Origin of the sequence: Candidatus Hinthialibacter antarcticus (assembly GCA_030765645.1) — a bacterium.
Taxonomy (GTDB): domain Bacteria; phylum Hinthialibacterota; class Hinthialibacteria; order Hinthialibacterales; family Hinthialibacteraceae; genus Hinthialibacter; species Hinthialibacter antarcticus.
Map to the genome: position 1 here is coordinate 60,710 of JAVCCE010000052.1, position 26,764 is coordinate 87,473.

The window sequence follows — 26,764 nt, forward strand, 5'->3', positions numbered from 1 at the left end:
ATCATCTAAATCATTCCTGCAATTTTAACATAGGGAATTCCGTAATACGCAACCGCGTGCAGCCGTATGGAATCAACTGAATATCTTCTAACGGCTCATCTGAAACAATCGGGCTTTTGGGCGTCTCGCCTGCGGAGTTCATTTCCAGTTTCCATTCGGGAACCTTACGCGCTTTGGCATGAATTACGACAGGCGGATCTCCATGAGAGAAGGGCGTATCTTGAATCGGGTTCGCATTTATCACCAAGTTCTGTTCGACGTAATCTGGATCAATATTCAGCGCATAATTCCAATCCGTGGTTGGATGTACCGCCCAATCAATCACAGGCAATTCATCGTGATGGCGCGCGATCTCTTCAAATTTCTCGCCGATTTTAAGTGAGAACAATACAGGGCCGCGAAATACAGATAGCGCATTGTTATAGCGTTGTTCTAATCGAAGCGGCATGTTAATTATTATTTGAACCACATCGCCGTTTTCCCATGTTTGGTTCAACGAAATCATATTGCCTTCGGTTTCACGATTGGTTAATTTTGTTTCCCCATTTTTGGTCGTGATCGTCATTTCGGTTGACCATGCGGGGAAACGAAACGCCAAGGGAAATTCAACCGGCTTAGGCGTTTTGATGGTGAATTTCAGGCTGCCGTCGAACGGGTAGTTGGTCTCCTCCACAATCGTTACTTCGACGCCGTCGGCGACTTTGGCGGTGACTTTCGAGGGGCCGTAGGCAATCGCCGCCAGCCCGCCGTCTGGAGTCGCCGCCCACAGGCTCGCGACAAACTTAGGCCAGCCCTGGTGCATGTTCGCCGTACAGCATCCAAAGTGCGGTTCAAGGCCATACAGGTTCGACGTATCGCTGTTGTCAGTCCAAGTGCGCTTGGCGATGGTGCACAACACCTGGTTGGCCTGTTGGTCGTATTGGTGCGCCCAGAAGTCAGGGGTGCAAGCGCCGGGCAGTGCGTTATACGCCAGCGTTTCCAGGCGGTCGGCGAACTTCACGTCGCCAGTGATGCGCACTAGGTTTTCCAAACTGAACATCGACTCGACGATGGCGCACAGTTCGGTGCCTTGGGTAGGCGACTTGCCCGCGATGTGCTCGTCGCCGCTGAAGCGTCCGCCCGCTTGTCCGTGATATTTGTCGAGCATTTCAAGCGCGGTGGATGACGCTTGCAAGTCGCTTGGGTCGCCTGACTGCAGCCAGCGCAAAGCCGGATACTTAATCGCCATGCCGTTATTGACGACGTGGGTCTGGTGGTAATTGGCGCGGATATCGGTGGTGTATCCAAAGAACGGAAAATTCTGGTAGTGTTTGATCCAGTTGAAACTGTTGTCGTGAATCGACTGCGCTGCTGTAAGCGCGTTGGCGTCGCCGCTGCGGTTGTAATACCAATAGGCGGCGACCATATTTTCGCGGGCGCGCACGCCGCGCCATTCTTTGTCGGGCCAGTCAGGCGGCGTTGCGGCGAGATAGCGAAAGTAGTTTTTCATCAACTCGATCACGCGCTCGTCTCCGGTCGCTTCGTGATATTGCATTAATACTTTCAGCGTCACAGCCAGCGGCCAGCGGTCGTTATTTTTTGCGGGGCCAAACCAACCGTTTTCCTGCCCACTGGCGAGGATGGGCTCGATCCAGCCTTCGACTTTTTTTATGAGGCGTTCGTCTTTGAGGATGTACGCCAGCGGGACCAATCCGTCGAGATAGTAGGGGCCGCGTTCCCAGGCGTCGCCGTCTTTGCCGCGCCAGGCCGATTCAGACACCGTCGGCCAGAACTCATCGAGATGTCCGGTGAGGCCGTTGGCGACGATGTTCAACTGGTCGCGTAGCCAGCCCTCCGGCTCGACCGCTCCGACGGGCAGCGCGATAAACTTCGACGGCTGCAACGGCGCCCGGTTAGCGGGATAATTCGCCTGCGCGTGAGCGCAGAGTGAGCCGATCATCAGTAGCGACGACAATACCCATTGATATTTCATGATGTTCTCCCCGTTGATGTATTGTGAGTTTTTTGAATCTATCTTAAAACAATGATAACGAAAAGGATGTGCGAGATATCATAATATGACAACTCATTACTGGCCTGGGTGTAACTCTGGGAGCGCCTGTGCAAAAGGGCCTGAAAGCCCGCACTGAAGCGAGCAGAGTTGTACCCAGGCCTTTTGCAGCGAACGATCAATTATTTCGAGATGGCTTCTCGTTATTTGTTTTCTCCATCCATCAGCCAGGCGAGGTTGAAGCGCGCCAGGGTCAGAAAACGATACCCCTTGTTCGTCTCATTGTCACCGCGTTCATACAAGCAATAAACGGTTTGATCCGGCCCAACGATGATATCGCTATAAGCGGCGAGCCCAGGGTCTAGTATTTTCGCAATCGGCCAAGTTTCGCCCTCATCATAACTCATTTTGATGACAAGGTTCTGTCGCGCGTTGGGTTTTTGCGCAGGCGCGTCACCGTATTGGTTGTCAGGATTCACAAACAGAATGCGGTTTTTATCCGTCGAATAGCGCGTCAGCCCCGCCATGCAGGTCGGTTCAAACAACGCGTCGTTATAGACGGGCGTTGTCCAATTGGTTGCGCCGTCGGGGCTGATCGAAACCAGGCGGCGGCGGTTGGGTGACTCGTTGCGCATGTTGACCATCACCCGCCCGTCAGCGAGTTGAAGCGCCAGCGTTTCGCTAGGATTTTTTGCGAGGTCGCTATTGTTGACGATGATGTCGCCCGCTAGCCAGGTCGCGCCGTGGTCGTCGCTGTAGATGGTGGTTACGCACGAGGGGCGGTGCCCATGCTCTCCTGTCGAAAGCCACACCGGAACGACCAGCCGTCCGTTCTTTAATTGAATGCCGTGGTTCGGCCCCGTCGCCAAGACATGCCAGTCGTATTCGGGGCGATAGGCGTCAAAGGTTGAGGTGATTTCAATCGGCGACGAAAAGGTCAGGCCGTCATCGTCGCTGCGCATGTAGAAGCAGCGACCGTATTCTATACAATACAAAAAATGCACCGCGCCGCTCTGGTCGGCGATTGCGAGAGGATTGTTAATCGTCAAATTGTCTTCAATGGTCATGCCCTCTTTCGCCGCGACAGGGTTCAGCTGCGCGTCGGCGGGCGGCTCAACAATCTTCTTCATCGGCGACCATGTTATGCCGCCGTCAGTGCTGCGCCTCATCATCACGTCGATGCGTCCCCAGTCGCTGCCGGATTTCCGCGCTTCGCAATAGGCCAGCAGCGTTCCCTTGCTGGTAACGACCATTCCCGGGATGCGAAAAATTTCGTACCCGCCCTCGCCCGCAATAAACAAGTCGCGGGAATTGAAAAATGCGTCTTGCGCAAATGATGGCAATAAACATGACAATACGAAGACACTTAAAATCAAAATCCTCATCGAATTCTCCAATTCCTATTGTTGTCTTTCTTTCAACCGCAGCGTCATCTCTCTAAATGTCGGGACCCAGATGGCGCTGTCGCTGGCGAGATACTTGCACACGCCTTCAAATTTTTGCGGCGTGATCGGGTTCCAGCCTTCGTCATTCATGCCGTGCAGACCGATCACCAGCCAGTGACCATTGGCCTTGGCTTCATCAATCTTGGCGATGATCTCCTCCAGCGGCATATTGGATAGCGGCCACCAACTATTGACGGCTTGCAAGTCGATGGGGCCGATTTTATTGAACGGCTTGCCGCCGATGCGCGCAGAAAGGTAATGCCCTGAAATCATTTGTTTCACTTCCGGCGAGGACTGGTTGTAGGGATACGCAAAAGTGATTGGCTCTTGCAAGCCGAGTTCGTCGATGAGTTGCTGTTTCGATTCAGTGATTTCCATCAGCGCATCTTTTGCGTCGATGGTGGGCAGCGCCGGGTGCGTGCAAGAATGGCTGCCGATTTCGTGTCCGCGTTCGAGGATGGATTTCCACTGCTGCCATGTCCCGTGGCTGGCGCCTTCGTTGTATCCGTCGCCGATCTCGTCCGTCTTCATCGGCGCCACCCAATGGGTTACCAGATAAAAGCTCGCCTTGAGTTGATAGCGGTCGAGAATATCCGCCATCTGTTCTGACGAACCCCAAAACCCATCGTCGATAGAAAACGTCACCGCGCATTGTTTCCCTTCAGGAAACGGGGCGCCGGATTCCGACCCACTTACGCGAAATGAAAAAAGCAGAGTGAAAATAATGATGCTAGAGAATATAATTTTCATAATGGGAGCCTTCCAGTTCGTATGATGGAATCATGCCACAGACTGGAAGTTGCAATCAAGTCAACAGCGGCAACATCAAAAGCGTGGGCCTCTCTGTGAAGGGCTGGGAATGCGGCGATGAAGTTTGGTCATAGCATCCTCACTGCGATGAATCTCAGCAATCTATCCGAAAAACTATTACTAGAGAGGCGACTTGAATGGCCTCTCTAGCTTGTGACATATTGATTTATTGAATGTGTTAGTGGAAACTAAAGCAGATTCTCAAGAGCAAAAATTTATGAATAGATACTCTCATCATAGGCAATCCAAAACAAAACGAATCGCAATGGAGGTTATAAACATGAAGCAAACTCACGATAAATTGAATCGGCGTACTATGTTGATGACGAGCGCGGCGGCAATGGTCGCGACGGGCGGCGCAGCAAAGACAGCCCGGGCGCAAGGACCGCAAATCGTAACGCCGCCGATGGAGAACCGCATACTCTTATCCTGCAAACTGGGCATGATTCCCAAAGATGCAGACGGTAAAACGCTATCTATTGCTGACCGTTTAACAATGGCGGGGGATGCGGGATTCGACGGCGTTGATTTTGACCAGGCGGCGGAATTCACCCCGCAACAAGCGAGAGACGCAGTGCAGGAATCCGGCGTGTTTGTTCACAACGCCATCAACCACGCGCACTGGTCGCAGCGGTTAACCAGCCCCAAAGAAGAAGAACGCAACCAGGGCCGCGCCAACATTGAGCACTGCATCCGCGTATCTCATGCGGCGGGCGGCAGCGGCGTATTGATCGTCGTGGGGCGTGGAGCAGACGGCTCCGTCGATGAAGTCGAACAACGCGCGTACGAAGAGATCAAAAAATTGCTCCCGCTGTCTGCGGCGTTGGGGCAAATGATTCTTGTTGAAAATGTTTGGAACCAGATGATGTATGAGCATGACGCGCCCGCCGATCAAGGCGCTGAGCGCTTCATTGATTTCATCGACCGTTTCAAAAGCCCCTGGGTCGGCATGTACTACGATATAGGCAACCACTGGAAATACGGACAGCCTGGCGAGTGGGTGCGCGCTTTCGGCCACCGCTGCGTCAAATTGGATATTAAAGGGTTCAGCCGGGTCAAAAACGAATTCGTCGAAATTACCAGCCCTGACGACGATGTGCCGTGGGACCAAGTCCGCATAGCGCTTGATGATATTGGATTCACCGGGTGGGCGACCGCTGAAGTTGGCGGCGGCGGTTTAGAAAGACTAACGACTGTCCGCAAGCAAATGCAAACCGCGTTGGGCCTATAGCGATTCGATTCAGAGAGGCGGCTCAGGTCGCCTCTCTTGTTTTATCTTACAAATACGGCCTTCCCGCCATGACGCCAGAAGGGCGCGGGAACGTCTCTGTGATAATGTACAAAGCATGAAAGAGCGTACTCAAACACGCTCTTTCATGCATACTTATTTGAGGTTCATCCGGTAAGTGAGTACCTACATTGATGGATGGCCATAATATTTATTCAGAAACAGGCTCCGGCATTTCACAAATTGAAAAACCAAATATAGGCATGGGTGCGACTCTGGGAGCGCCTGTGCATAAGGGCCTGAAAGCCCGCACTGAAGCGAGCAGAGTTGTACCCATGCCGCATGCGATGAAATCTCAATCCAATTTATGGAAGAACCTATTTTTAATAATCCTTTCATTCAATCACCGACGCCCTTCGTTAAAAAAAATCCCCGCTGGCCGAAGCAAGCGGGGACCTGTTGATTCATGCAGATCGCGTTGCCCTACGACGCCAGGTTGCGTAAGACATAGTGCAAGATGCCGCTGTTTTGGTAATAGACAATCTCGTCGAGCGTGTCGATGCGGCAAAGCAATTTGACTTCTTCTTTGGAACCGTCTGCGCGGGTAATCGTGCAGGCGATGTCCATGCGCGGTTTAAGGCCGCTGGCGATTCCCGCGATGTCGAAGGTTTCGCTGCCGTCGAGTTTGAGCGTATTGCGGTCTTGTCCGTCTTTGAATTGCAGCGGCATGACGCCCATCCCGATCAGGTTGGAACGGTGGATGCGCTCGAAACTCTCGGCGATGACGGCGCGGACGCCCAACAACCGCGTACCCTTCGCCGCCCAGTCGCGCGACGATCCCGTGCCGTATTCTTTGCCCGCCACGACGACTAGCGGCGTGTCGGTTTCCATATATTTCATAGCGGCGTCGTAGATGCTCATCTCTTCGCCGCCGGGGATGTACTTGGTGTAGCCGCCCGCGACTTCCACCATTTCGTTGCGCAAACGGATGTTGGCGAATGTGCCGCGCATCATCACTTCATGGTTGCCTCGGCGCGAGCCGTACGAGTTAAATTCCGCCGGAGTGATATTACGCTCCTGCAAGTACGCGCCCGTCGGGCCGTCGGTTTTGATCGCGCCTGCTGGCGAGATGTGGTCCGTCGTGACGCTGTCAGCCAATAGCGCCAACACGCGCGCGCCCTGGATATCGGTAACCGCTTCCGGTGTCTTGGGCATATTAACAAAGTAAGGCGGCAGTTTGACGTAGGTGCTGTCGGCTTGCCATTCGTAGGTTTGTCCGCCCGAGACTTCGATATTTTGCCAGGCTTCATCACCTTCAAATATCGCGCCGTATTGCGTAGCGAACTGCTCCTTCTTAACCGACTTCAATACCGTTTCCTGAATTTCTTTGGTCGTTGGCCAGATGTCTTTGAGATAGACCGGCTGTCCGTCGGCGCCTTCGCCCAATGGTTCCGTGGTGAGATTCACGCGCATCGAACCCGCCAGCGCATACGCCACCACCAACGGCGGCGAAGCGAGGTAATTGGCTTTGGTATGTGGATTAACGCGGCCTTCAAAATTGCGGTTGCCGGAGAGCACCGCCGCGACGGTGAGGTCGCCGTCAACGATGGCCTTTGCAATCGGTTCTGGCAGCGGGCCGGAGTTGCCGATACACGTGGTGCAGCCATAGCCGACCAGGTTAAAGCCCATCGAGTCGAGGTCGTCTTGCAGGCCGGATTCATTCAAATAATCAGTAACAACTTTGGAACCCGGCGCCAGCGAGGTCTTGACCCAGGGCTTTACCTTGAGGCCCTTCTGCGCCGCGTTGCGCGCCACCAAGCCCGCCGCGATCATAACGGACGGGTTGGAGGTGTTGGTGCAGCTGGTGATCGCGGCGATAACAACATCGCCGTCGGTGAGTTTATAGTCAGACGCTTCAACCGCGACGCTCTTCGGCGCGGCAGGGTCTCCGCCGAAGCCTTTCAACGCTTCGTTATAATTGGCGTCGGCGTCGGAGAGATACACTTTGTCTTGCGGACGCTTGGGGCCTGCCATCGAAGGTTTCACTTCGCCCATGTCGAGTTCGAGCGTGTCTGTGAATTCCGGCTCGTTGTTTGAGTCGCGCCACATGCCCTGCGCCTTGGCGTAGGCTTCGACAAGCGCAATGCGCTCCGGGTCGCGACTGGTGAGTTCGAGATAGGTAATCGTTTCTTTATCAATTGGGAAGAAGCCGCAAGTCGCGCCGTATTCCGGTGACATGTTGGCGAGGGTGGCGCGGTCAGCCAGCGGTAGGTTATCAAGACCGGGGCCGAAGTATTCGACAAACTTGCCGACAACGCCCTTCGCCCGCAGCATCTGGGTGACGGTCAAGACGAGGTCTGTTGCGGTGGCGCCCTCGGGCATGGTTCCCTTCAGGCGGAAGCCAACCACTTCAGGGATCAACATCGAAACCGGCTGGCCTAACATCGCGGCTTCGGCTTCGATGCCGCCTACGCCCCAACCAAGAACTGCGAGGCCGTTAATCATGGTGGTGTGGCTGTCGGTTCCAACCAACGTGTCAGGATAAGCGATTGGGTTGCCGTCGGTATCCGCCGTCCAAACTACCTGCGCCAGGTTTTCTAAATTGACCTGGTGGCAGATGCCCGCGCCGGGCGGCACCACGCGAAAATTATTAAACGCAGTTTGTCCCCAACGTAGGAACTCATAACGCTCAATGTTACGTTTGTATTCCATCTCGACGTTATGTTGAAACGCGCCTGCCGTGGCGAACTGGTCAACCATAACCGAGTGGTCAATGACCAAATCAACCGGCGTGAGCGGATTGATCTTTTGTGGATCGCCGCCGAGGTCTTTCATGGCGTCGCGCATGGCGGCGAGGTCAACCACGGCGGGAACGCCGGTGAAGTCCTGCATCAAAACGCGCGCAGGGCGATAGGCGATTTCGTGCGATGATTTTTTTTCTTTCAACCAATCGGCGACGGCCTGGGCGTCAGCGGCGGTGACGGTGCGGTCGTCTTCAAAGCGCAGCATGTTTTCCAGCAAGACCTTGAGCGTATACGGCAGGCGCGAAATATCGCCAAGTCCGTTCTGGCTCGCGGCGGGCAGGCTGAAATAATCGTACGATGTTCCGTTTACATCCAGCGTCTTTTTACATTTGAAATGGTCGAGACTCATTATCAATCTCACTTTGTGATTAGATTTATCGGACAAGTATTATAGTCGAACCATAGTCTGCTCCGTAGCGGGAGGAAAAATGGCAAGCGAGAACAAACGCTTTGAATCCATCGACTGCTAGAAGCGGCTTTTTTGCGGGCCTAGTCTTTAGCATCTGGAGAAATTCATTTACAGTTTGTCTAGAAGCCATCTCATAAAACAGGATTTCAGCAGATCGTAAATTGACAAACCAAATCCGGCATGGGTGCAACTCTGGGAGCGCCTGTGCAACAGGGCCTGAAAGCCCGTACTGAAGCGAGCAGAACCGTACCCATGCCGCCCGCACCGAAATCTCAATTCAATTTATAATAAAGCACCCCGTTTTCGGAAGAACCAGAATACACCCAATACTGAACTATTTTGGAGCCGCGTCGGCTGGCGTTGTTTTTCGCTGCGCTTACCCGCCTCAAGGCTTTTCATCTTTGAGAATAACAATTTTCAGAGTGAACATTTTAAGTTAAACTGTATTTTGGCGGGTGCAAACTTGAATCACGCCTTGGAGCAAAACAATGGGCATTGACGAAATCATTGGCGACAAACGCGATGAGATATTAAAGATTGCGGAAAAGCACGGCGCGTTAAACGTACGCGTCTTCGGCTCGGTCGCGCGCGGCGAAGCCACCGAAGACAGCGATATTGACTTTTTGGTGGACCTTGAGAAAGATCGAAACCTACTCGACCTCGGCGGCTTATTGATGGACTTGCGAGATTTGATGCCGATGAGCGTTGATGTGTTTACTCCGAACTCACTCAAAGCCTATATTCGAGAAGAAGCGCTGCGAGACGCGAAACCATTATGAGAAGACCCAAACAACGGCTTCAAGATATTCTTGATGCGATTGAAAAAATAGAACGCTATGTGCTACAAGGAAAAGAACGCTTTGTTGAAGATGAACTCGTGCAGAATTGGTTCGTCACTCAAATCTTAATCATAGGCGAAGCGGCAAAACACTTGCCTGAAAGCGTTTATCACGAAAATCCTGATGTTGAGTGGAATAAAATCATTGGCATGAGAAACATTCTTGTGCATGGATATTTCACCATTGACTTGGATACTGTCTGGGGAGTCGTCACGGATTACATGCCTGAATTGAAAAAGAATATACTGAGGATTTTGGATGAGTAGAATAAGCAGTTATGAGCGAATCAAGTTTAATTAGCGACGCCTTGTGAGGATTATAAAATTCTTTCAGGAGGGATATTAAATTATGAATACCTATATCGCTTTTTATAACACTGAAAAAGAGCGCGAAAATTTTAACGCCAACCCATTCAATGAAGTGGAAATATATGTGAAAAATGCGGAAATAAAACAAGGTGATTTAGTTTATTTGTATTTATACGGCAAGTTAAAGGATGGCATTGTAGCAAAAGGAATCGCATTGACGGATTCATGTGGAGAAACAAATAAAAAATATATACCTTTTAGAATAGAACAATCCATTGATGAAAAAAGTGCTTTAAGGTGTAGTCAGTTACCAATTGATCGAACCAAATTATATATAAAACGAAAAGAAGGAGAACGAAAAAAAGACTCTGCATTCAATATTAATAATGTGGCAGAGGAATTGAATCAAATTTGGGGGAATTGGCTTGACGGTTTGGATGTTAAATCGCCTGAAGAAATAAGCAATAGACAAAATGTATATGAAGGCGCAAAGAAGAAAGTCTATGTCAATGCTTATGAAAGAAATAAAAAAGCGAGAGAAATGTGCCTTGCACACCATGGATGTAAATGCTCGGTTTGTGACATCTTATTAGAAGATAAATATGGTGAAATAGCAAAGGATTTCATTCATGTTCATCACCTTGTTCCTCTATCAAGCGTCAACGAAACTTACAAAGTAGATCCTATCAAAGATTTAATACCAGTTTGCCCCAATTGCCATTCAATATTACATAAACGTGATAGGCCATATTCAGTAGATGAATTGAAAGAAATATTAAATTTTGGTTCATCCGGTAAGTGAGTACCTACATTGATGGATGGACATGATTTTGGTTATGAAAACCTATTCCGGCATTTCACAAATTGACAAACCAATCAGGTATGGGTGGAACTCTGGGAGCGCCTGTGCATAAGGGCTTGAAAGCCCGCACTGAAGCAAGCAGAGTTGTACCCATGCCTGATACAGCAAAAGATCAAGAATTCACGAAAAAGCGTCAAAAAACGCAATTCAATTTGTGATAAAGTACCCAAATACCGGAAGAACCTAAATTTTGAATGCAATTGCAAAAAGTAGCGTAGGTTAGGTACTCAATCTACTCTGCGGTTTTCCTCACACGCTAAAGCGGAACAGTACCACGTCGGCGTCTTGCATGACGTATTCTTTGCCTTCGAGGCGCATCTTGCCCGCCGCCTTGGCGCCCGGCTCGCCGTTGCAGGTGAGATAATCTTCATACGAAATAATTTCGGCGCGAATAAAGCCGCGCTCAAAATCATTATGGATCACGCCCGCCGCCTTGGGCGCCGTCCAGCCGCGTTTGATGGTCCAGGCGCGCGCTTCCTTGGGCCCGGCGGTGAAGTAACTCATCAGCCCCAAGCCGTGATACCCCTTGTGGATCACCTGATGCAGACCGTCTTCAGTGACGTTCATTGATTCGAGAAACTCGGCGCGTTCTTCGTCGCTCAGCCCCGCCATTTCTTCTTCAAACTTGGCGCACAACTTCACAAACTCGGCGTCTTCTTTTTCGGCGATCGCTTTCACTGCTTTGACGTAATCGCTGTCGCTTTCAAGGCCGTCTTCATCGACATTGCCTACATAAATTACCTTCTTGCCGGAGAGAAAACGCAACTCACGGTCGAGTTCGACAAAAGCGTCGCTCTCTTTTTTCGCGAACGACGACGCGGGGTCGCCCGCTTCAAGATGGGCGAGAAGTTCCTTGCCCAATTCAAACGCAGCGGCGAGAGATTTGTCGCCTTTCGACTGGCGTTCGAGGCGTTGCAGTTTTTTATCGAGTTGCTGAAAATCGGCGATGATGAGTTCGGTCTGGATGACGGCGATATCGCTTTCCGGGTCGCATTTCCCGTGGACGTGCGTGATATTTTCATCGTCGAAACAGCGTACGATATGCACAATCGCTTCGGTCTCGCGGATATTGGCGAGAAACTGGTTGCCGAGGCCTTCGCCCTGGCTGGCGCCTTTGACCAGGCCCGCAATATCAACGAACTCGACCGTCGAGTAAATCGTCTGTTTGGGATTTACGATTTCAGCGAGTTTATCTAAACGGTCGTCCGGTACCGCAACGATGGCTTTGTTGGGTTCGATGGTACAGAACGGATAGTTCGCCGCCTCGGCGTTTTGCGCCTTGGTCAGTGCGTTAAAGGTTGTGCTTTTGCCCACGTTGGGCAGGCCGACGATACCGACTCGAAGCGCCATGTTCTTCTCCTGGATACTATTTCGATTAAGCCACTGAGTAGTGTATCTTCGTATGCGTAGGATTCACGGGGCGCGAACAAAATCAGACCAGAACCGGTCATTGCGTAAGGCTTGAGTACAACTCTCTTCGCTTCAGCGTGGGCTTTCAGACTCTAAAACACAGGCGCTCACAGAGTTACACCCAAGCCTTTTGTCATCAATATTTCAGAATGTATGTTTAAATTGGCTTGATCCCGATATAATGTTGGCAGCGATAGGAGATAAATATATGTCAAGCGCAAAAACGGAAGTCGAGTTACTTTTGCAGAAATTGCCGGATGACTGCACAATTGAAGACATCCAGTATCACCTCTATGTGGTCGATAAAATTAACCGGGGGGTAGAACGGGCCTCTCTAGAGGGGACTTTCACGCAAGATGAGGTTGAAATACGGCTTAAACAATGAAACGAAAAATCGTTTGGTCTCCAGAAGCTGTTGATGACGTTGAGTCAATTTATAACTTTATCGCCCGTGATTCCAATGCGTATGCAAAATCTGTAGTCGACAAGATCATTCAAACAGTAAAATTTATCCCCGACCACCCTTATGCTGGACGCATTGTTCCAGAAATCAACCAAGAAACCGTTCGAGAAAAATTAGTATTCAGTTACCGTTTAATCTACAAAATTTCTGAAACTGAAATTTTGATTGTCACGGTTCTGCACGATAAGCGTCTATTATAGTGGTTGCCAGAATACTGTGCGGATTGAGTTTCAACTGTATCTATTGCTGCGCCCCTGCCTGCGGCAGGCAGGCTACAGGTGCGCTTTACGCACATATTTTTGACAGATGTTCTAGCGCTTGAAAGCTGATCTCGAACCATAAAAAACGGGAGCGACGTTGCGCCGCTCCCGCGTAAATGCTAATTCAATGATCGAATTATGCGCCCGGGTCTGGCACCCAGCCGTCGTTTTTGTCATACGGTTTGCCGCCGGGAATCTGTATCGGACGCGTCGGCACGGGGCCGAGTTTGTAGTCTTCATACTTAGCGTGCAGCCCGAGGGTCTGGTTTGATTTGAGCGCTTCGTCCCAAGTGACTTCACGCGCTTCGTAGCCCGCCATGCGCCCCATGATGGCGGTCATGGTCGAATAGGCGACGTTTCTCGCTTCGTTGATGTAGCCGCCGCCAGTGATCGCGGCGATCAGGTCGGCGTGTTCCTGGACGTAATCTTTGGTTGCGTCTTTGTCAAACGTCCAGTTTTTGCCGTCGGCGTTGATCCAGTTGCTGCAATTGGATTGCCCTTTGGTCCCGCGCACGATTTCATGCACGCGGCTGAACTCGCCTGGTTGTTGTTCGCAGTAACTGCTGATGCGAATTCCATTTTCAAATTCAAAATCAACGGCGTGGTGGTCCCAGATGTCGCCGCGTTCCTGCCACGAGCGACCGCCGATTGCGGCTGCTTTGGCGGGGTGCGAACCTTCGCCCATTGTCCACAGCGCCACGTCGAGGTTGTGAACGTGTTGCTCAACGATGTGGTCGCCGGAGAGCCACTGATAGTGATACCAGTTGCGGATGTGATATTCCATCTCGGTGATATCGTCAGTCTTTTCGCTAAAACCGATGGGCCCGCCGCACCAGTAGACGTAAAACGCCATGATGTCGCCAATGGCGCCATCGTGGATACGGTCGATGGTTTCGATGTATCCGGCGTTGTGGCGTCGCTGGGTTCCCGCCGCGATGTTGATTTTTTTCGCTTTGGCTTTTTCGTATGCGTCGAGAATACTACGGATGCCGGGGGCGTCGATGGCGGCGGGTTTTTCCATGAAGCAGTGCTTGCCCGCGTCGATGACCGCGTTCAACATCATCGGGCGAAACACCGGCGGCGTGGCCAGAATGATGTAATCAACATCGCTGGCGATGACGTGCTTATAGCCGTCCCAGCCGGTGAAGCAGTTGGCCTCATCAATCGACTGGTCAAACTTGGCGAGACGCTCCTGGGTTTGTTTGATCTTGCGCGGGAACAGGTCCGCGATGGCAGTGATCTTGACGCCGTCGTGTGCGCGGATCGCATCTTCGATAGCGCCTTTGCCGCGGCCTCCGCAGCCGATGACGCCGACTTTAATCGGAGTTGCAGCGCGCGCGTCTTTTGATTTTAGCGCTGAAAAGGCTGCAATTGACGCGGCGCTGGCCGCGCTTTTGGCGACAAAATTGCGCCGGGTTAAAATGGTCGGTCTGTCAGTCATTTTGCATATCCCCATTTTTATAATTGAGTAAACTCACGTCATTATCTCAAACGCCGTAGCCGATGGCAAGAAGCGCGGCTAAGATAATTATTCACCCCGGAAAATCCCCCTCTGACACCAATTATAAATGAAGGATATTCACCAATGGGTCTATTGGATTGGTTGTTTGGAAAAAGCCAGAAAACGACGCTGCCCGAGTTGGATGACGCGCCGCCTGAAGCGCAGCAAGAATACTCGTCGCCGGAAATTTCACCGCCGGAAGTCAAACAAAAACTTGATGCGGGCGAGTCGGTCATTCTGCTTGACGTTCGCCAGCCGGAAGAATTAGACATTTGCCGCATCGAAGGCGCCATGCACATTCCCATGATGGATGTGCACGAGCGCTATAAGGAAATTTCCGACGAGCCCAATGCGGAGATCATCGTCTTTTGCCATCACGGTTCGCGCAGTATGCAGGTGATGCATCAGTTGTGGGGGCTTGGCTATCAAAACGCCAAGAACATGTCGGGCGGAATCCACGCCTGGTCGCTCGACGTTGACCCCAAAGTGCCAAGGTATTAAAAACGGTTGCACAGGTTTGGGTGCATCTTTCCTCGCTTCAGTGCGGGGCTTACCGCCCTGTTCAATCCACGCAATATTTTGATAATCAGTCTAGCGAAGGCATTTGGAGCGCGACGGATTTCTTACGCGGTGATGGTGGTTCCGTTTTTGGGGTTTTGAAGGAAGAGAAATGAGACGACGTCGAGTAGGTCGTTTTTGCGAAATGGTTTTGAGAGAAAAAACCGGATGCCGGCTTCGAGGCTTTTCTTGCGGGTTTCTTCGTTGGGGTACGCGGTAATCATGACGATCTTGCTTGAGGGTTTGACTTCGTGAATCTTTTCAGCGAACTCGATGCCGTCGATGCCCGGCATGTTTTTGTCAACGATCATCAGGTCAAAATTGCTGGTGAGAGCGCATCCCATCGCGGAGACGGGGTCGCATGACCGGGTCACATAACATCCCTGCATACTAAAAACTTCGTCGAGCGCTTCTGCGTAGTCGGTATCGTCGTCAACAATGAGTACGTTTTTTCCCCGTAACAATTTACGTATGACCTCCCGGTCGTTGTCTTTTTCACTGGCAAGAGCATTCATCATAGTATTGCTCCCCTTTGAATGTTCGAGGGTACGTTAATGCAGCAAATATGCCAACATTTCATTTTGTTACACCGCTAGCGTTACTTTTCTAATGCTGACTCCTCCAACTCACGCAATTTCGGCAAGCGTCGATACAGAGAGCTTCTTGACAACCCCAATACGCGGGCGGCTTCTTCCTTGTTGCCGCCGACATTCTCCAAGGTCTGTCGAATGATTTCCAGTTCGGCGTCTTCGAGCGGCATCCCAAGTGGAATCAGTATGTTCTTGCCATCGTTGCTACTGGCTTCCATCCGTGCGGCGAAGATGGGAGTTTGACCGGATGTAATTTCGGGCGGCATGTCTCGCGGCTCGACGGTTGCGCCCTTCGCGAAGATGACGGCGTGCTCAATGGCGTGTTGTAATTCGCGCACATTTCCCGGCCAGGGGTATGAAAATAACACCTGCATACAGTCGTCTGAGAATTCAGCCAGCGGTTTTCCGGTCTCCTGACAGTACCGTTTCAGGAACGACTGTGCCAGAATCGGGATATCATTGTGACGTTCTCTCAGCGGTGGGATTTGAATCTGGACCACCCGTAGACGATAATATAAGTCTTCGCGAAACTTCTTTTCCAAAATTCGTTGTTGTAGTTCACGGTTGGTGGCGGCGATGACCCGAACATCCACATGAAGCGTGGTGCTGCTGCCGACCCGCTCCAGTTCAGAATCCTGTAGGATGCGCAACAAGCGCTGCTGGGCGCTGGCCGACATCTCGCCGATTTCGTCTAAGAAGATGGTGCCGCCGTCGGCCATTTCAAAGCGGCCTTTGCGGTCTTTGATCGCCCCGGTGAATGATCCTTTGACGTGGCCGAACAATTCTGATTCCAACAACGATTCAGGTAAGGAGCCGCAGTCAACTTTAATTAATGGTTTATTGTTGCGGCGGCTTTGTTCGTGAATCTCGCGGGCCACCTGGTCTTTTCCTGTACCGGTTTCGCCGGTGATGAGCGCGGTGCTCGAAGTCGGAGCAACCTGTTCAATCATGTGAAAAATGCGTTGCATGGCAGGCGAACGCCCCAACAGGCGTCCCGAAAGGCGCGCGGCCTGGCGGCGCCACTCGTCGCGTTCTTCAGCGACTTTCTTCAACTCAATGGCGCGGTCGATGACCACACGCAGTTCTTTGAGGCGCATGGGTTTGGTCAGATAATCTAACGCGCCCAAGCGCATCGCTTCTACTGCGCTATCAACTTCGTTCAGCCCGGTCAGCATGATGACCTGGGTTTCCGGCTTCAGTTCTTTGATTTTGCGCAGGGTTTGCAGCCCGTCGGTTCCAGGAAGCATGACATCGACTGTGGCAACGTCTACATCGTTGCTTGAAGCGAGTTCAATGGCTTTTTCGCCGCTTTCCGCCTCTAAAAAGTGAAAGCCGCGCCCATCCAACGCATCGCGCACGACCTCGCGCGATTCTTGATCGTCATCAATAATTAATATGGTTCTACTCATAGAGTTTTGCTTTCTTTGGGCAGTGCAGGCAAAAAGATGCGCACCGCCGTGCCTTGTCCTTCTTCGGTGTCAATATTAATAGACCCGCCGTGGTTGTCGATGATTTCTCTGACCAGATAAAGGCCTAACCCGGTCCCAATGCTTTTGGTGGTGATAAACGGGTCAAAGATATCTTCACTGATCTCATGCGACATACCGGGGCCGTCATCGACCACTTCGAGCATGACCCCATCGTCTACCGGGCGTGAGCGCAGCAAAATCGTACCCTTTTTATTATGGGAATATTGAATCGCCTCGACCGAATTGCGGACAAGGTTGGCAACTACACGCTGTAATTGTTGGGGGTCGCCGTCGATAATTGGGGACTCTTCATCATATTCGGTTTTGAAATCTATAAAACCCTGTGGATACTGTTCTTGTAATTCTTTCAACATTTCCTTCATCCATTTGCGCAAATCAATGCGCTGGCGTTCCATCGTTCGGCTCTTTGAGAGATGAAGGTAATTGGTCGCGATTTCTTCTAAGCGGGAGATTTGTTTTTGAATGTCGGCGACGCATTTATCCAGTTTTCCATGATGCGAGGAGGCGTCGCCTTTGCCCCATTCTTCAAACGCGGCTTCCATGCGTTCGACTAAAAGGTCCGATTTTAAAAACAACACGCCAAGCGGCGTGCGAATTTCATGCGCAACTTTGGCGGCGACTTTCCCCATCGCGGTGTCGCGTTGCAGACGCTCGACTTGTTTCTGTAATTTTTTTTCTTCGGACGTATCTTTTAAGATCGCCAATAAAGAAGCAATTTCACAATTATTATTATGTAAAGGAACTCGCGTTAAAAAAACCGGCACTAGCCGACCGTCTTTATGAAGGCGCTCGGTCTCTTCGTGCAATACGCTGAATTTTCCTTGCATCTGCTTTTGGATGCTAATGCGCGTCGCTTCGCGGTTTTCTTCGGGGATGATCCGATCAACGTGCTGCCCGATAATCTCAGCAGTGCTGTAACCCAACATCCTCTCGGCGCCGGGCGTCCAGGAGGTAATGATGCCATTAGCGTCAATGCGGGTGATTGCGTCAGACGAACCCTCGCCAATGGCGGAGAGAATCACATTTTCGTTGATGTCTTGCGAACGGTTTTGAATGGATTGTTGGTTCATTGCCTCAAAGCCATGTATTTGGTTGTTTATGATATTCAACATTCTAGCCGAAAGTGTTCCAAAAATGGAACACTTTTAAAGAAAAATCATTTTGTATCAAGTTGAGATTCTCCAAATGAAATTTGGTGTACCGAAAATGGGACACCTATTCGTAGAATTTACACTCCCGCTCTAATGTAGAATATGGGGGATATGAAGCCATTAATATGGGAAAGAACCACTTAAATCTATATTTAAAAGCAACTTGAAACGAATAGAAAAACTCATTCCTTGTTCTGGAACGGGAAATGCAAAAAGTTGGCACGGTATTCGCGAATAAATAGAAGCAACATCCTACATCCCATTCTCCCCATTTCGCGGGCCTGCTTCCTCCCCAAAATTTAGCAGGTCCTTTTTTTTGCCTACATGCCGGGTAAAAATCATCTTCATCTTTCTCGCTATTTCATCCATGCTATGATTTGACCGCTTTCTTACTTATGGTGAATTGGCCGCTTTTATGAATTCCGACTCCCAAAATTCAAAGAACAACGATTCCATTTCTCCATTATGGTTTTTTGGCTTATCGTTGCTCAGCGCGGGAATCGCCATCAGCTACTATTGGCGCTACACCGTCATTTCAAATGACGACGCCTTTATCTATTTTGCGATGGTGCGCAACATCGTCGCCGGACATGGCCCGGTTTTGAATCCAGGCGATACCCACTCTCCGGCCACCAGCCTCGTCTGGGTCTATGGATTGGCCTTCTTTCATTGGTTGGCCCCTTCAGCGAAACTAACGTTTTTGTCGATGTCGATTTCGTCGACTCTGTTATTTTTCGCCTCAATTTTTTGGTGCTACGTATTTCAAAAGCCCGCCAAAGAAGCAGCGCTGGCGGCGCCGTTTGCAATTGTTTCGATTTTGCTGTTTCGGCTGTGCCCGGGCATGGATATCTCCTTATCGCTGTTTGTGTATTCCCTCATTTTTTTCGCCTATTTTCGTGGATGGCCTGAGGTCGCGGCGGCGTTGTGCGGGTTTAGTTTCTTTTGCCGGGGAGAGTCGCTGGTACTCATTGCCCCGTTGATCGCCCACTACCTTTACCAAGCCTACGCCGACGGACGTTTAAAAGAATCGGTGCGCCGTCTCGCGACATCGAGCCTATCGTTTATCGGCGTGTTATGCCTTGGATTGCTGCTTCAAAAAATCTGCCTGGATACGCCCTATCCCTCAACCTTAAAGGTGAAAATCTTACAAGGGATGGGCGGTTGGATCACCTATTGGCAGTATCTGCCAACGTATATCTTTGAAGGCATCGGCAGCGTTAAGCGAAATGGCGTGTATGCGCTGGTGGGGCTTTTTGTGTTGGGTTGGCCGGGGGCCGTTCTGTTCGCCGCCGCTGCGTTGCACGCGATAGCCTTTTCGATTTTATCTATCGCCGCCTACAACTGGTATTCGTGGATCCTTCAAGCGTCGCTGCGTTTTTATGTCTTTTTAGGCGCAACAAAACTCATCGAATGGCTGGTGCGTTTTTGTGCATGGCTCATCAATTTGATTTCCCCCGTTCAGATCCCAGCGGCGGCGGCGCGTTTGCTTGGAGTGGCAATTGGAATTTGGATTTGCTTTGGGCACTTCTTTTGGTTGATTGAATATCCCCTGCGGGCTGACGACCCGTATGTTCTCGAGCACTCGTTAACTGGCGTCTACTACGAGTTCGCGGACTATCTGAACGCGCAACCAGTTGGCGAGCCCGGCGGCAAGCGTCCTGTCGTTTTGTCAGAAGAAATTGGCGTGTTGCTTTACCAACTTAATGGATATGAAGTTCGCGACGTGAACGGGCTTGCGTCTCCTGGATTGACCCGGGCCAACCTGGTCAACTGGAAATTTTGGATCAACAAATATGAGCCGGAATTCCTGGTCAAATTCGGCGGAAACGAACGCCCGGTTTTGTATTACGAAAGCGACTCCGATTATAAACCTGCCATCTATACCTATAAGCTAGTTTTGCATGACCCCAAGCGTCCGGTGGGATTATATAAACGCGACCATTCGTATGAGCGGGTGGTTGAGTATGACAATCTGCGCTTATTGATGGACTCGCGGGCAGCCAATACGCTCGAACCGCTGATCGACTCGCGCTATCCGGGCGGGCCGACGTTATATATTACTCCTCAGGCGGAGTTTGTTGTTCCAGCGCCGACCGTGGCTTCGCAGTTTTCGATGGAAGTTGGATTGCGTTCTGTGAGCGGCAAAGAAGTGATGAATAGCGACGGAGTGACATTTCATATTATTGGAAAGCATAAAAACGGTCAACATGTTGTTTATTCACAAACGCCAGTGGCGCCGGTTGCGACGGAGACCAACTCTCTTGGATCAAGCGTGATTATTCAGTTTCAATTCGAAAAAGGAGCGGTTGAGGAATTCAGAATTATTGTTGATCCAAACCCGCGAGGCCCGGCTTATGACTGGCCGTTTATCACTAACTTTATATTTCAGTAATCGGTGTTTTTGGCCCAATTGATGATGGGAAGTGAAACCGCCGCTTGAACTAACGGGCGGTTGCTATAGAATTCTTGATGCTGCTCTTATGGGGAGTGGTCGAATTGGCAAGACGTCTGACTCTGGATCAGAAGGCTCCGGGTTCGAATCCCGGCTCCCCAGCAACTTATTACTCTCTCAAAATTCTCTTCAATCTATTCAATTCCAATTTTCCATGATGATTTTTCGGGATTCCAATTTATCGTTTTCAATCATTTGAACTTAGAAATAGCAGTTCATTCTGTTAAGTAGCTCTCTCTAATGCTCTGTTGTTTATTAATTGCCTAAATGCTTCCAGAATTCACGTCGAAAAGCTCTCAATATCTCTAATTGGTGAGATGCGCTATTCAAGTTGGTCAACTCTAAATCTAAAACGATTGGGATATCAACCGTTTTTGAATTGACCATATTCTGGTAAGTTCGATACCTCTCAATCAGTAAATTCACTGTATCGAACTCAAATTTGCACAAAATTGTGTCCATTTTGTCCGCCTTTAGGGGGTGGTCATTTCGGGCAACATTCTGAATATATTTGACTTAAGTCATGTCCACCCCTGCTAGGGCGGACACCGGCAATTCGAATGAATTATCGGATATATTTATGCTTTTTGAGGGAGGCTGTTCCACATCTCAATCTGCTTTGACCAGACTGGTTCCTGGCAAATTTGTCGCATATATCTTGAAGCGATTGGCGGATTGTTGGTGAGAATCTCTTCCTGTATTGAAGGGGCGAGTTTGCATAGATGACTGATTTGTGTGATACGGGAACTGGAAATACCGAATGCTTGTGCAAGCGCAGTGCGGTCTGATTTTTTGTTTTCAATCTGTTTAACAAAATAGTGCGCCAAAACCAATGAATCACGTAAGACGGGTTGATTTCGCTTTGCCTTTTCTGTTCTGCTGAAGCCATTGACCTTCTTCTTTAGGTCGACTTCAAAACGGAATGTCAGCATCACGCTGCCTCCTGGATGATTCCCATTGTTTTAGCCAGTTGTTCTATATTCTTTTCGTCAAATGCTAATTCCAATTGATTCATCTCGTGGTGATATGTGATGGTTTGAATAACAGAACGTAAAAACTCGGAACGCGCTTTGGGAAATAAGGCGTCCCATATTTCAAATGTCGAACGCAGAATGATCGCAAGGCTTTGTTTATCGTTATCTGAAGAGTCCAAGTTCTCGATTGCGATTTGATTCAATCGATTGAGGACTTCATCATCTAGTATGCTGGCGCTCATGTTCTTGTTTGGACAAGATGAATTGTGATGCTTAAAACTTTCGTAGCAGCGATAGAAGTTGTACCGCTTATTGTTTTTGACGCAAAAAGACGGCGTCATTGCGCAGTCGCAATGACCGCAACGCAACAGCCCTTTCAGCATATGCGAACCAGAGTGACGTTTTCGAGTATCTTTCTCTCTTCGATTGCGGTCGAGTATTGACTGAACTTGGTCGAAAACTGCCTGGTCGACGATTGCATCTTGCTCGCCCTCATACACTTCCTTTTTGTAAACTATTTTCCCCGTGTATGTCAGATTTCGCAGGATGACTTGAATCCGAGTCGAATTGAATTTGGTTCCTCCACACTTTCGTCCGTCGTGAGTTCTCCAAGATTTGGTTTGGTGGTTGTTTTGATTCATATATTGGGCGACGGCTTGAGTTGACTGTAACTCCAAATACATACGAAAGATGCTTCGGACCACTTCAGCTTCTTTAGTATTGACGACTAATCGTCTTGGATTGAGTTGAACGTCATAGCCCAACACAGGATGCCCACCTAGCCATTTCCCTTTTTTGCGCATGGCGGACATTTTGTCTCGCGTTCGTTCGCTAATCATCTCTCGCTCAAACTGCGCAAAAGAAAGTAGCATATTTAACGTCAAGCGCCCCATTGAATTGGTTGTATCGAATTGCTGAGTAACCGATACGAAACCAACTTGGTAATTCTCGAAGAGTTTCATCAGTTGTGCAAAATCTAGTAACGAGCGTGAAAGGCGGTCAACTTTGTAGACAACTACAATGTCTACTTCATCGTTTCGTATATCCTCCAAGAGTTCCTGCATGGCGGGCCGTTCAATATTCCCTCCTGTGAATCCGCCATCATTGTATTGTTTTGGTAACAAAACCCAGTTCTCATGTTTATGGCTGTTAATGCAAGACTCACAGGCTTCCCGTTGAGCATCCAATGTGTTGAATTCTTTATCCAAACCTTCGCTGGTACTCTTCCGTGTATATATTGCACATCGAATTCTGGGTAGATTTCTGCTTTGCTTGGCCATGATTCCCTTCCTCACAAATTGAAGAATTTCATTCCATTCCAATGCGAGCCGGTAATCTCTTTGGCTACCGCGCTGAGCGTGGAAAACACTTTGTTCTGATATTCAAAACCGACATCTAACACTTTGACTTCGATTTCTTGCTTCTTGTACTTCCGTATCAGGATCGTACCCGCCATGGGGATTCGCTTATCCCGTCCTGATTGAATATTTGTTTTACCCCGCCGCCGTGGTCTGTCGGAGGGTTTTATCTTTGACATCTCTTCTGCAAGAATTCCTTTGGCTTCTTGGCTAAAGCCGCCGTAACGCTGCTGCTGCAGGTGGAAAGCGATTCGCCGCCAAAGACCTTCTTTGTTGGAAGAAGGCGCAGCCGCCTCACCAAATGTTTCAAGATACTTGTCTCGAATACCCGAGAGCGGCAATTCCTTCAAGCGTGCGATTTCGAGTGCGATGGGTGTTGTTTCTTCCATGATTATCCTCCAAAATTTTTGAACCTCTATCGCACACATAGGGGCTCGATAGGCGCCTGATATCAAGTCCTGATTGAAAAAAAATTCTCTATTTAAAAAAAAGGTATTGCCTGTTTTTGGATTGAAGATAATCTATATAACAGAGAAGAGTGATTCTTCTTCGCGGCGTGACGCCGCCTTTCCTGGAGTGATTCCAATCCCAACGGACGTGATGTCCTTACATAGTTTCAAAAGAAGCAAATGTGTTTTTTGAGGTGATCTCCTTAAACACTCCAAACTGACCATATGGTCAAAAAATAAGGAGTGAAATCATGCTCAGAATAAAGACATTAAAACTGTCTGACATTAATCCAGCTTCATATAATCCGCGCATTTCACTACAGCCAGGCGATCCAGCTTATGAGAAACTGAAAGCCAGCATGAGTCGCTTCGGATGTGTTGAGCCGCTGGTTTGGAACCAACGAACCGGCAATCTAGTCGGCGGCCACCAACGCCTTTCCGTTTTAAAGAATGAAGGCGTTGAGAAAGTACGCGTCAGCGTCGTCGATTTGTCTTTAGAAGACGAAAAGGCCTTAAACCTCGCCGCGGTGTACCAAAATTCTGCGCCAGATCAATTTTCCAGTATTGTCAACGAATATATCAAAAAATTGGTTTGATTTCAATTGATTTAATTGATGAATGAATTGTTTTATTCGGTAAATGGACGTACTTATACAGTCGTATTTTGCTGAATGTGAAGATGAAAATTTAAGCGGCTTCCCGATAGTAGTGCCGAAGCAATCATCCAAGCCGATATTTGCATTTGATTTATTCTTGAGACAAAATCGTCAATTCAATCAGTGACGTTTATCGAACATCTTTCCCCCCTCCCACTATATATATTCAATTCCAACCAGCCGTATTCCACCCAAATCACCCAATCCAATGAAGGAGACGTGCGCATGAACGACCAACCGGATACAAGTGTGTCGAAATCATTGCAAGAGAGCCTGAAAAAATATTTGAAAGAGTTATGGAATGCTCTGTGGATTATTGTCTGAGGAGTTCTTTGGTATCAGTACTACGAAAATGTGAATCCATACAATCAAGCAGATCAACTGTGAATGGCGCCGAGAAAGTGCGTAGGGCGGCGGTGTGAAAGTGCGGTATATACAACTTAATAGAATTGAGTATTCCGATCAAGACAAAAGAAGCGTGAGCGCCGGAACGAGGCCGTCGGCCGAGTGCAGGCGATCACGCTTTTCGCTTCGTTTTCAGGGTTGTTTCGATCTTGGTTAAGTCGAACGCTTCTTCTGAGTTTTATGCTGCTTTTGGGATTCCATCAGCCGGTAACTCACTCCATTGGCTTCGAGAATATGGACGCGGTGGGTCAGGCGATCCAATAACGCGCCGGTCAATCGCTCGTTGCCCAGTACTTCCGTCCAGTTTTCGAATGGGAGATTGGACGTGACGATCAGGCTGGTTCGTTCATAGGCGCGGCTGACCACGTCGAATAAGAGTTCCGCTCCGCTCTTGGTGCAAGGCACATAACCAAGTTCATCCAGAATCAACAGATCGTATTTCTCCAGTTGCTTATGAAATCGCTCCAGCCCTTTCTCCTCGCGTCGTTCGAGCAGTTGCGTGATCAAACCGGTTACGGTGAAGAAACGGACTTTGCGTCCTTGCTGACAGGCGGTGAAGCCCAAGGCGCAGGCCAGATGCGTTTTCCCCGTGCCGGGATTGCCGACGAAGAGGATGTTTTCTCGCTTGTCGATGTAGTCGCCCCGCAGTAGTTCACGCACCAGTTCTTCGTTGATCGACGGTTGCGCTTTGAATTCGAAAGCGTCGAGGGTTTTAGTGACGGGGAATTTTGCCGCCCGAATGCGGCGCTCCGCTGCACGCTGTTCTCGTTCCAGCGTTTCCCGTTCTGCTAATGCCAGAAGATAGGCCGGATAATCCGCCCGGTCTTTGCGGCATTGCTCCGCCGTGGTTTCGTAATCGCGTAGAAACGCAGGTAGTTTCAATTGCTTGAGGTAATAGTTCAGTAGAAGTTGCGGTTCGCTCACGATGCGCCTCCTTCCAGCAGCGAGGAATACTGGCTGCTATCAGCTGACTGGATTTGAACCGCTTGCAAATGCGGATGACCGTCAAGACAAAAGCGGGGGATGAACGCCGGATCGTCGCTGAACAAATATTGCGCAACCACCTCGCGCGTACTCCCTTGAACCTCCAAAGCGCGTTGAATCGCCCGCGTCAATTCCGACAGCGAGCGCGTTTCCATCAGCCGCAATACGTCAATGTATTCCCTGGTTCCTTTTCCTCGTCCCCATCTCGCCTCCATTCGCCGACGCAAGATATCAAAACAGTCCGGCAACGCCCAATCCACGAATGGAAGTGCGGCGTCCAATGCGCCGGGACGCTTCTCCAGCAATCCGAGATAGTGTTCCGGCTTGAAAGCAACCTGCTCCCGTTCCCAGATTCGCTGGTGCTGCGCAATCAACTTGTCTTCATAATAGACCTGAATTTCGTCGACATACCCTTTGACCGTGACGGGATGGTGCGCATAGCAGTTGGGGACCGAATAATCGTTGGTTCGAAACCGAACCAGTGAATAGCGATTGTGCTTCGCGTTGAATAAATTGATGCCAGACCGAGTCTTTGCGATTATACGGATCAGGGATGCCTTCTAACTTTAATATTCGCTGAATGGTAGAGCGTCCGATTGTGTGGCAGAGTTTTGAAAGTTCCCCTTTGATTCGGGTGTACCCCCAAGCGTTATCTAAAGCCATTCGAATGACCAATTGCCTGATGGTTTCAGATGTACGAGGACGACCGATTCGCTTCGGTTTGTATTCCGGATCGTCATTTTCTCGCTTCCATCGTAGGAAGGTTTTATATGTGACGATGGATATGATATCTTTTAGTGAACTTCCCAGCGGTAAGCCGTATTGAAGCAATATGGTTCGTTCGTGCGTTTTGGTGATGAAGTTGTTTTTGATCCGACTTCGCAATATCTCGTTTTCGGCTTTGAGATATTGGATTTGCGCCATTAACAATTGATCTCGTTTGCGGAAAAAGGTCATAAGAATGAGATAAAACCATTGAATCAAGAGAATGCCTCCTTGAAATTCAAACTGAGTATGGTGAACGACTTAGAAGCAGCCCAAGGTTTTGGAACACCTCTCAAAAGGCTGAAATCATTATTGCAGGAAGGACAGGGGAATTTCAGGTCTCATACAGAGCAAATCAGTCTTTCAATTCCGTCCAAACTTGTTCATTAGAGAGGATTAAGAGATAAAACAGAAAAGGCGACCTAAGTCGCCTCTCTGATGAGAGATAAGTTCCGATACGTGAATGGAACACGCAGGCCACGCCCATCGTCGGGTTGTTCACTTTAATGTCACTTCGAATCCCACTGCTGAATGGACTGCGCAACAGATTATTGAAGCCTTTCCATGGGACTCTGCGCCCAGATATCTTCTCAGAGATAGGGA

24 protein-coding genes and 1 tRNA gene are annotated in these 26,764 nt (G+C 49.7%); 10 read left to right on the forward strand and 15 right to left on the reverse strand.

The window, feature by feature from the left end:
* Positions 1-10 precede the first annotated feature (10 nt).
* From P9L94_12060 to P9L94_12070, 3 genes are all read right to left on the reverse strand, one after another.
* A complete protein-coding gene (locus P9L94_12060) occupies positions 11-1,972 on the reverse strand; it encodes a glycoside hydrolase family 127 protein (protein ID MDP8244811.1) in 1,962 nt (653 codons plus the stop codon).
* A 221-nt stretch (positions 1,973-2,193) separates the two neighbouring features.
* The gene (locus tag P9L94_12065; GenBank protein MDP8244812.1) at positions 2,194-3,375 is read right to left on the reverse strand and encodes a sialidase family protein; all 1,182 of its coding nucleotides are present in this window, start codon (positions 3,373-3,375) and stop codon (positions 2,194-2,196) included.
* Positions 3,376-3,390: 15 nt separating this feature from the next.
* Complete coding sequence (locus tag P9L94_12070) at positions 3,391-4,185, reverse strand: polysaccharide deacetylase family protein (GenBank protein MDP8244813.1); 795 nt, start codon at positions 4,183-4,185, stop codon at positions 3,391-3,393.
* A 340-nt stretch (positions 4,186-4,525) separates the two neighbouring features.
* Between P9L94_12070 and P9L94_12075 the strand changes: the two genes are divergently transcribed.
* Entirely contained in the window at positions 4,526-5,476 is a 951-nt protein-coding gene (locus P9L94_12075; protein MDP8244814.1) for a sugar phosphate isomerase/epimerase family protein, read from the forward strand.
* 480 nt (positions 5,477-5,956) lie between these two features.
* On the opposite strand, the gene acnA is transcribed toward P9L94_12075, so the two are convergent.
* Positions 5,957-8,626: an aconitate hydratase AcnA gene (gene acnA, locus P9L94_12080; protein ID MDP8244815.1), complete on the reverse strand. Its 2,670-nt coding sequence runs from the start codon at positions 8,624-8,626 to the stop codon at positions 5,957-5,959.
* Between the two features lie 548 nt (positions 8,627-9,174).
* Between acnA and P9L94_12085 the strand changes: the two genes are divergently transcribed.
* The 3 genes from P9L94_12085 (at position 9,175) to P9L94_12095 (ending at position 10,635) form a co-directional block, all read left to right on the forward strand.
* Positions 9,175-9,465 (forward strand): nucleotidyltransferase domain-containing protein, encoded by a 291-nt coding sequence (locus tag P9L94_12085; protein ID MDP8244816.1) that lies wholly within the window; start codon positions 9,175-9,177, stop codon positions 9,463-9,465.
* Entirely contained in the window at positions 9,462-9,791 is a 330-nt protein-coding gene (locus tag P9L94_12090; GenBank protein ID MDP8244817.1) for a DUF86 domain-containing protein, read from the forward strand. The genes P9L94_12085 and P9L94_12090 overlap by 4 nt, the downstream gene beginning before the upstream one ends.
* An 82-nt stretch (positions 9,792-9,873) precedes the next feature.
* On the forward strand, positions 9,874-10,635 hold the full coding sequence (locus tag P9L94_12095; protein MDP8244818.1) for an HNH endonuclease: 762 nt from the start codon (positions 9,874-9,876) through the stop codon (positions 10,633-10,635).
* 309 nt (positions 10,636-10,944) lie between these two features.
* On the opposite strand, the gene ychF is transcribed toward P9L94_12095, so the two are convergent.
* A complete protein-coding gene (gene ychF / locus P9L94_12100) occupies positions 10,945-12,045 on the reverse strand; it encodes a redox-regulated ATPase YchF (protein ID MDP8244819.1) in 1,101 nt (366 codons plus the stop codon).
* Between the two features lie 268 nt (positions 12,046-12,313).
* Here ychF and P9L94_12105 point away from each other — a divergent pair, with 268 nt between their 5' ends.
* Complete coding sequence (locus tag P9L94_12105) at positions 12,314-12,490, forward strand: hypothetical protein (GenBank protein ID MDP8244820.1); 177 nt, start codon at positions 12,314-12,316, stop codon at positions 12,488-12,490.
* Positions 12,487-12,768: a type II toxin-antitoxin system RelE/ParE family toxin gene (locus P9L94_12110; protein ID MDP8244821.1), complete on the forward strand. Its 282-nt coding sequence runs from the start codon at positions 12,487-12,489 to the stop codon at positions 12,766-12,768. The genes P9L94_12105 and P9L94_12110 overlap by 4 nt, the downstream gene beginning before the upstream one ends.
* Before the next feature lie 196 nt (positions 12,769-12,964).
* Here P9L94_12110 and P9L94_12115 read toward each other — a convergent pair whose 3' ends face one another.
* Entirely contained in the window at positions 12,965-14,269 is a 1,305-nt protein-coding gene (locus P9L94_12115) for a Gfo/Idh/MocA family oxidoreductase (protein ID MDP8244822.1), read from the reverse strand.
* A gap of 144 nt (positions 14,270-14,413) precedes the next feature.
* Between P9L94_12115 and P9L94_12120 the strand changes: the two genes are divergently transcribed.
* Complete coding sequence (locus P9L94_12120; protein ID MDP8244823.1) at positions 14,414-14,830, forward strand: rhodanese-like domain-containing protein; 417 nt, start codon at positions 14,414-14,416, stop codon at positions 14,828-14,830.
* 122 nt (positions 14,831-14,952) lie between these two features.
* Here the strand turns inward: P9L94_12120 and P9L94_12125 are convergent, their stop codons facing one another.
* The 3 genes from P9L94_12125 to P9L94_12135 all read right to left on the reverse strand — a co-directional run bounded on the left by P9L94_12125 (position 14,953) and on the right by P9L94_12135 (position 18,037).
* Positions 14,953-15,405: a response regulator gene (locus P9L94_12125; protein ID MDP8244824.1), complete on the reverse strand. Its 453-nt coding sequence runs from the start codon at positions 15,403-15,405 to the stop codon at positions 14,953-14,955.
* An 80-nt stretch (positions 15,406-15,485) separates the two neighbouring features.
* Positions 15,486-16,886, reverse strand: a complete 1,401-nt coding sequence (locus P9L94_12130; GenBank protein MDP8244825.1) for a sigma-54 dependent transcriptional regulator — start codon at positions 16,884-16,886, stop codon at positions 15,486-15,488.
* On the reverse strand, positions 16,883-18,037 hold the full coding sequence (locus tag P9L94_12135; GenBank protein ID MDP8244826.1) for an ATP-binding protein: 1,155 nt from the start codon (positions 18,035-18,037) through the stop codon (positions 16,883-16,885). The genes P9L94_12130 and P9L94_12135 overlap by 4 nt, the downstream gene beginning before the upstream one ends.
* Positions 18,038-18,533: 496 nt before the next feature.
* On the opposite strand from P9L94_12135, the gene P9L94_12140 reads away from it, so the two are divergent.
* Positions 18,534-20,510, forward strand: coding sequence for a hypothetical protein (locus tag P9L94_12140; protein ID MDP8244827.1), 1,977 nt, complete (start codon positions 18,534-18,536; stop codon positions 20,508-20,510).
* A gap of 89 nt (positions 20,511-20,599) precedes the next feature.
* Positions 20,600-20,672: transfer RNA gene (locus P9L94_12145), tRNA-Gln, on the forward strand.
* 476 nt (positions 20,673-21,148) lie between these two features.
* Here P9L94_12145 and P9L94_12150 read toward each other — a convergent pair.
* The 3 genes from P9L94_12150 to P9L94_12160 are packed head-to-tail and all read right to left on the reverse strand — an operon-like array spanning position 21,149 to position 23,291.
* Positions 21,149-21,505 (reverse strand): hypothetical protein, encoded by a 357-nt coding sequence (locus tag P9L94_12150; protein ID MDP8244828.1) that lies wholly within the window; start codon positions 21,503-21,505, stop codon positions 21,149-21,151.
* A complete protein-coding gene (locus tag P9L94_12155; protein MDP8244829.1) occupies positions 21,502-22,824 on the reverse strand; it encodes a recombinase family protein in 1,323 nt (440 codons plus the stop codon). Before P9L94_12155 ends, P9L94_12150 begins: the two co-directional genes overlap by 4 nt.
* An 11-nt stretch (positions 22,825-22,835) precedes the next feature.
* Positions 22,836-23,291 carry a DUF2924 domain-containing protein gene (locus tag P9L94_12160; protein MDP8244830.1) on the reverse strand — a complete coding sequence of 152 codons (456 nt, stop codon included), beginning with the start codon at positions 23,289-23,291 and terminating at the stop codon, positions 22,836-22,838.
* 311 nt (positions 23,292-23,602) lie between these two features.
* On the opposite strand from P9L94_12160, the gene P9L94_12165 reads away from it, so the two are divergent.
* Positions 23,603-23,947, forward strand: coding sequence for a ParB N-terminal domain-containing protein (locus P9L94_12165; protein ID MDP8244831.1), 345 nt, complete (start codon positions 23,603-23,605; stop codon positions 23,945-23,947).
* 618 nt (positions 23,948-24,565) lie between these two features.
* On the opposite strand, the gene istB is transcribed toward P9L94_12165, so the two are convergent.
* Genes istB through P9L94_12180 form a run of 3 tightly spaced genes read right to left on the reverse strand, consistent with a single transcriptional unit; the run spans position 24,566 to position 26,380 of the window.
* Positions 24,566-25,336, reverse strand: a complete 771-nt coding sequence (gene istB, locus P9L94_12170) for an IS21-like element helper ATPase IstB (protein ID MDP8244832.1) — start codon at positions 25,334-25,336, stop codon at positions 24,566-24,568.
* The gene (locus P9L94_12175) at positions 25,333-25,770 is read right to left on the reverse strand and encodes a hypothetical protein (protein ID MDP8244833.1); all 438 of its coding nucleotides are present in this window, start codon (positions 25,768-25,770) and stop codon (positions 25,333-25,335) included. Before P9L94_12175 ends, istB begins: the two co-directional genes overlap by 4 nt.
* Before the next feature lie 7 nt (positions 25,771-25,777).
* Entirely contained in the window at positions 25,778-26,380 is a 603-nt protein-coding gene (locus P9L94_12180; protein MDP8244834.1) for a hypothetical protein, read from the reverse strand.
* Positions 26,381-26,764: the final 384 nt, after the last annotated feature.

Coding starts and splice junctions, on each gene's coding strand:
- P9L94_12105 (MDP8244820.1), top strand. CDS start 12,314: ATGTCAAGCGCAAAAACGGAAGTCGAGTTACTTTTGCAGAAATTGCCG.
- acnA (MDP8244815.1), bottom strand. CDS start 8,626: ATGAGTCTCGACCATTTCAAATGTAAAAAGACGCTGGATGTAAACGGA.
- P9L94_12160 (MDP8244830.1), bottom strand. CDS start 23,291: ATGGAAGAAACAACACCCATCGCACTCGAAATCGCACGCTTGAAGGAA.
- P9L94_12065 (MDP8244812.1), bottom strand. CDS start 3,375: ATGAGGATTTTGATTTTAAGTGTCTTCGTATTGTCATGTTTATTGCCA.
- P9L94_12115 (MDP8244822.1), bottom strand. CDS start 14,269: ATGACTGACAGACCGACCATTTTAACCCGGCGCAATTTTGTCGCCAAA.
- P9L94_12110 (MDP8244821.1), top strand. CDS start 12,487: ATGAAACGAAAAATCGTTTGGTCTCCAGAAGCTGTTGATGACGTTGAG.
- P9L94_12095 (MDP8244818.1), top strand. CDS start 9,874: ATGAATACCTATATCGCTTTTTATAACACTGAAAAAGAGCGCGAAAAT.
- P9L94_12090 (MDP8244817.1), top strand. CDS start 9,462: ATGAGAAGACCCAAACAACGGCTTCAAGATATTCTTGATGCGATTGAA.
- P9L94_12135 (MDP8244826.1), bottom strand. CDS start 18,037: ATGAACCAACAATCCATTCAAAACCGTTCGCAAGACATCAACGAAAAT.
- P9L94_12130 (MDP8244825.1), bottom strand. CDS start 16,886: ATGAGTAGAACCATATTAATTATTGATGACGATCAAGAATCGCGCGAG.
- P9L94_12085 (MDP8244816.1), top strand. CDS start 9,175: ATGGGCATTGACGAAATCATTGGCGACAAACGCGATGAGATATTAAAG.
- P9L94_12070 (MDP8244813.1), bottom strand. CDS start 4,185: ATGAAAATTATATTCTCTAGCATCATTATTTTCACTCTGCTTTTTTCA.
- P9L94_12155 (MDP8244829.1), bottom strand. CDS start 22,824: ATGGCCAAGCAAAGCAGAAATCTACCCAGAATTCGATGTGCAATATAT.
- P9L94_12120 (MDP8244823.1), top strand. CDS start 14,414: ATGGGTCTATTGGATTGGTTGTTTGGAAAAAGCCAGAAAACGACGCTG.
- P9L94_12140 (MDP8244827.1), top strand. CDS start 18,534: ATGAATTCCGACTCCCAAAATTCAAAGAACAACGATTCCATTTCTCCA.
- P9L94_12125 (MDP8244824.1), bottom strand. CDS start 15,405: ATGATGAATGCTCTTGCCAGTGAAAAAGACAACGACCGGGAGGTCATA.
- P9L94_12165 (MDP8244831.1), top strand. CDS start 23,603: ATGCTCAGAATAAAGACATTAAAACTGTCTGACATTAATCCAGCTTCA.
- ychF (MDP8244819.1), bottom strand. CDS start 12,045: ATGGCGCTTCGAGTCGGTATCGTCGGCCTGCCCAACGTGGGCAAAAGC.
- P9L94_12060 (MDP8244811.1), bottom strand. CDS start 1,972: ATGAAATATCAATGGGTATTGTCGTCGCTACTGATGATCGGCTCACTC.
- P9L94_12075 (MDP8244814.1), top strand. CDS start 4,526: ATGAAGCAAACTCACGATAAATTGAATCGGCGTACTATGTTGATGACG.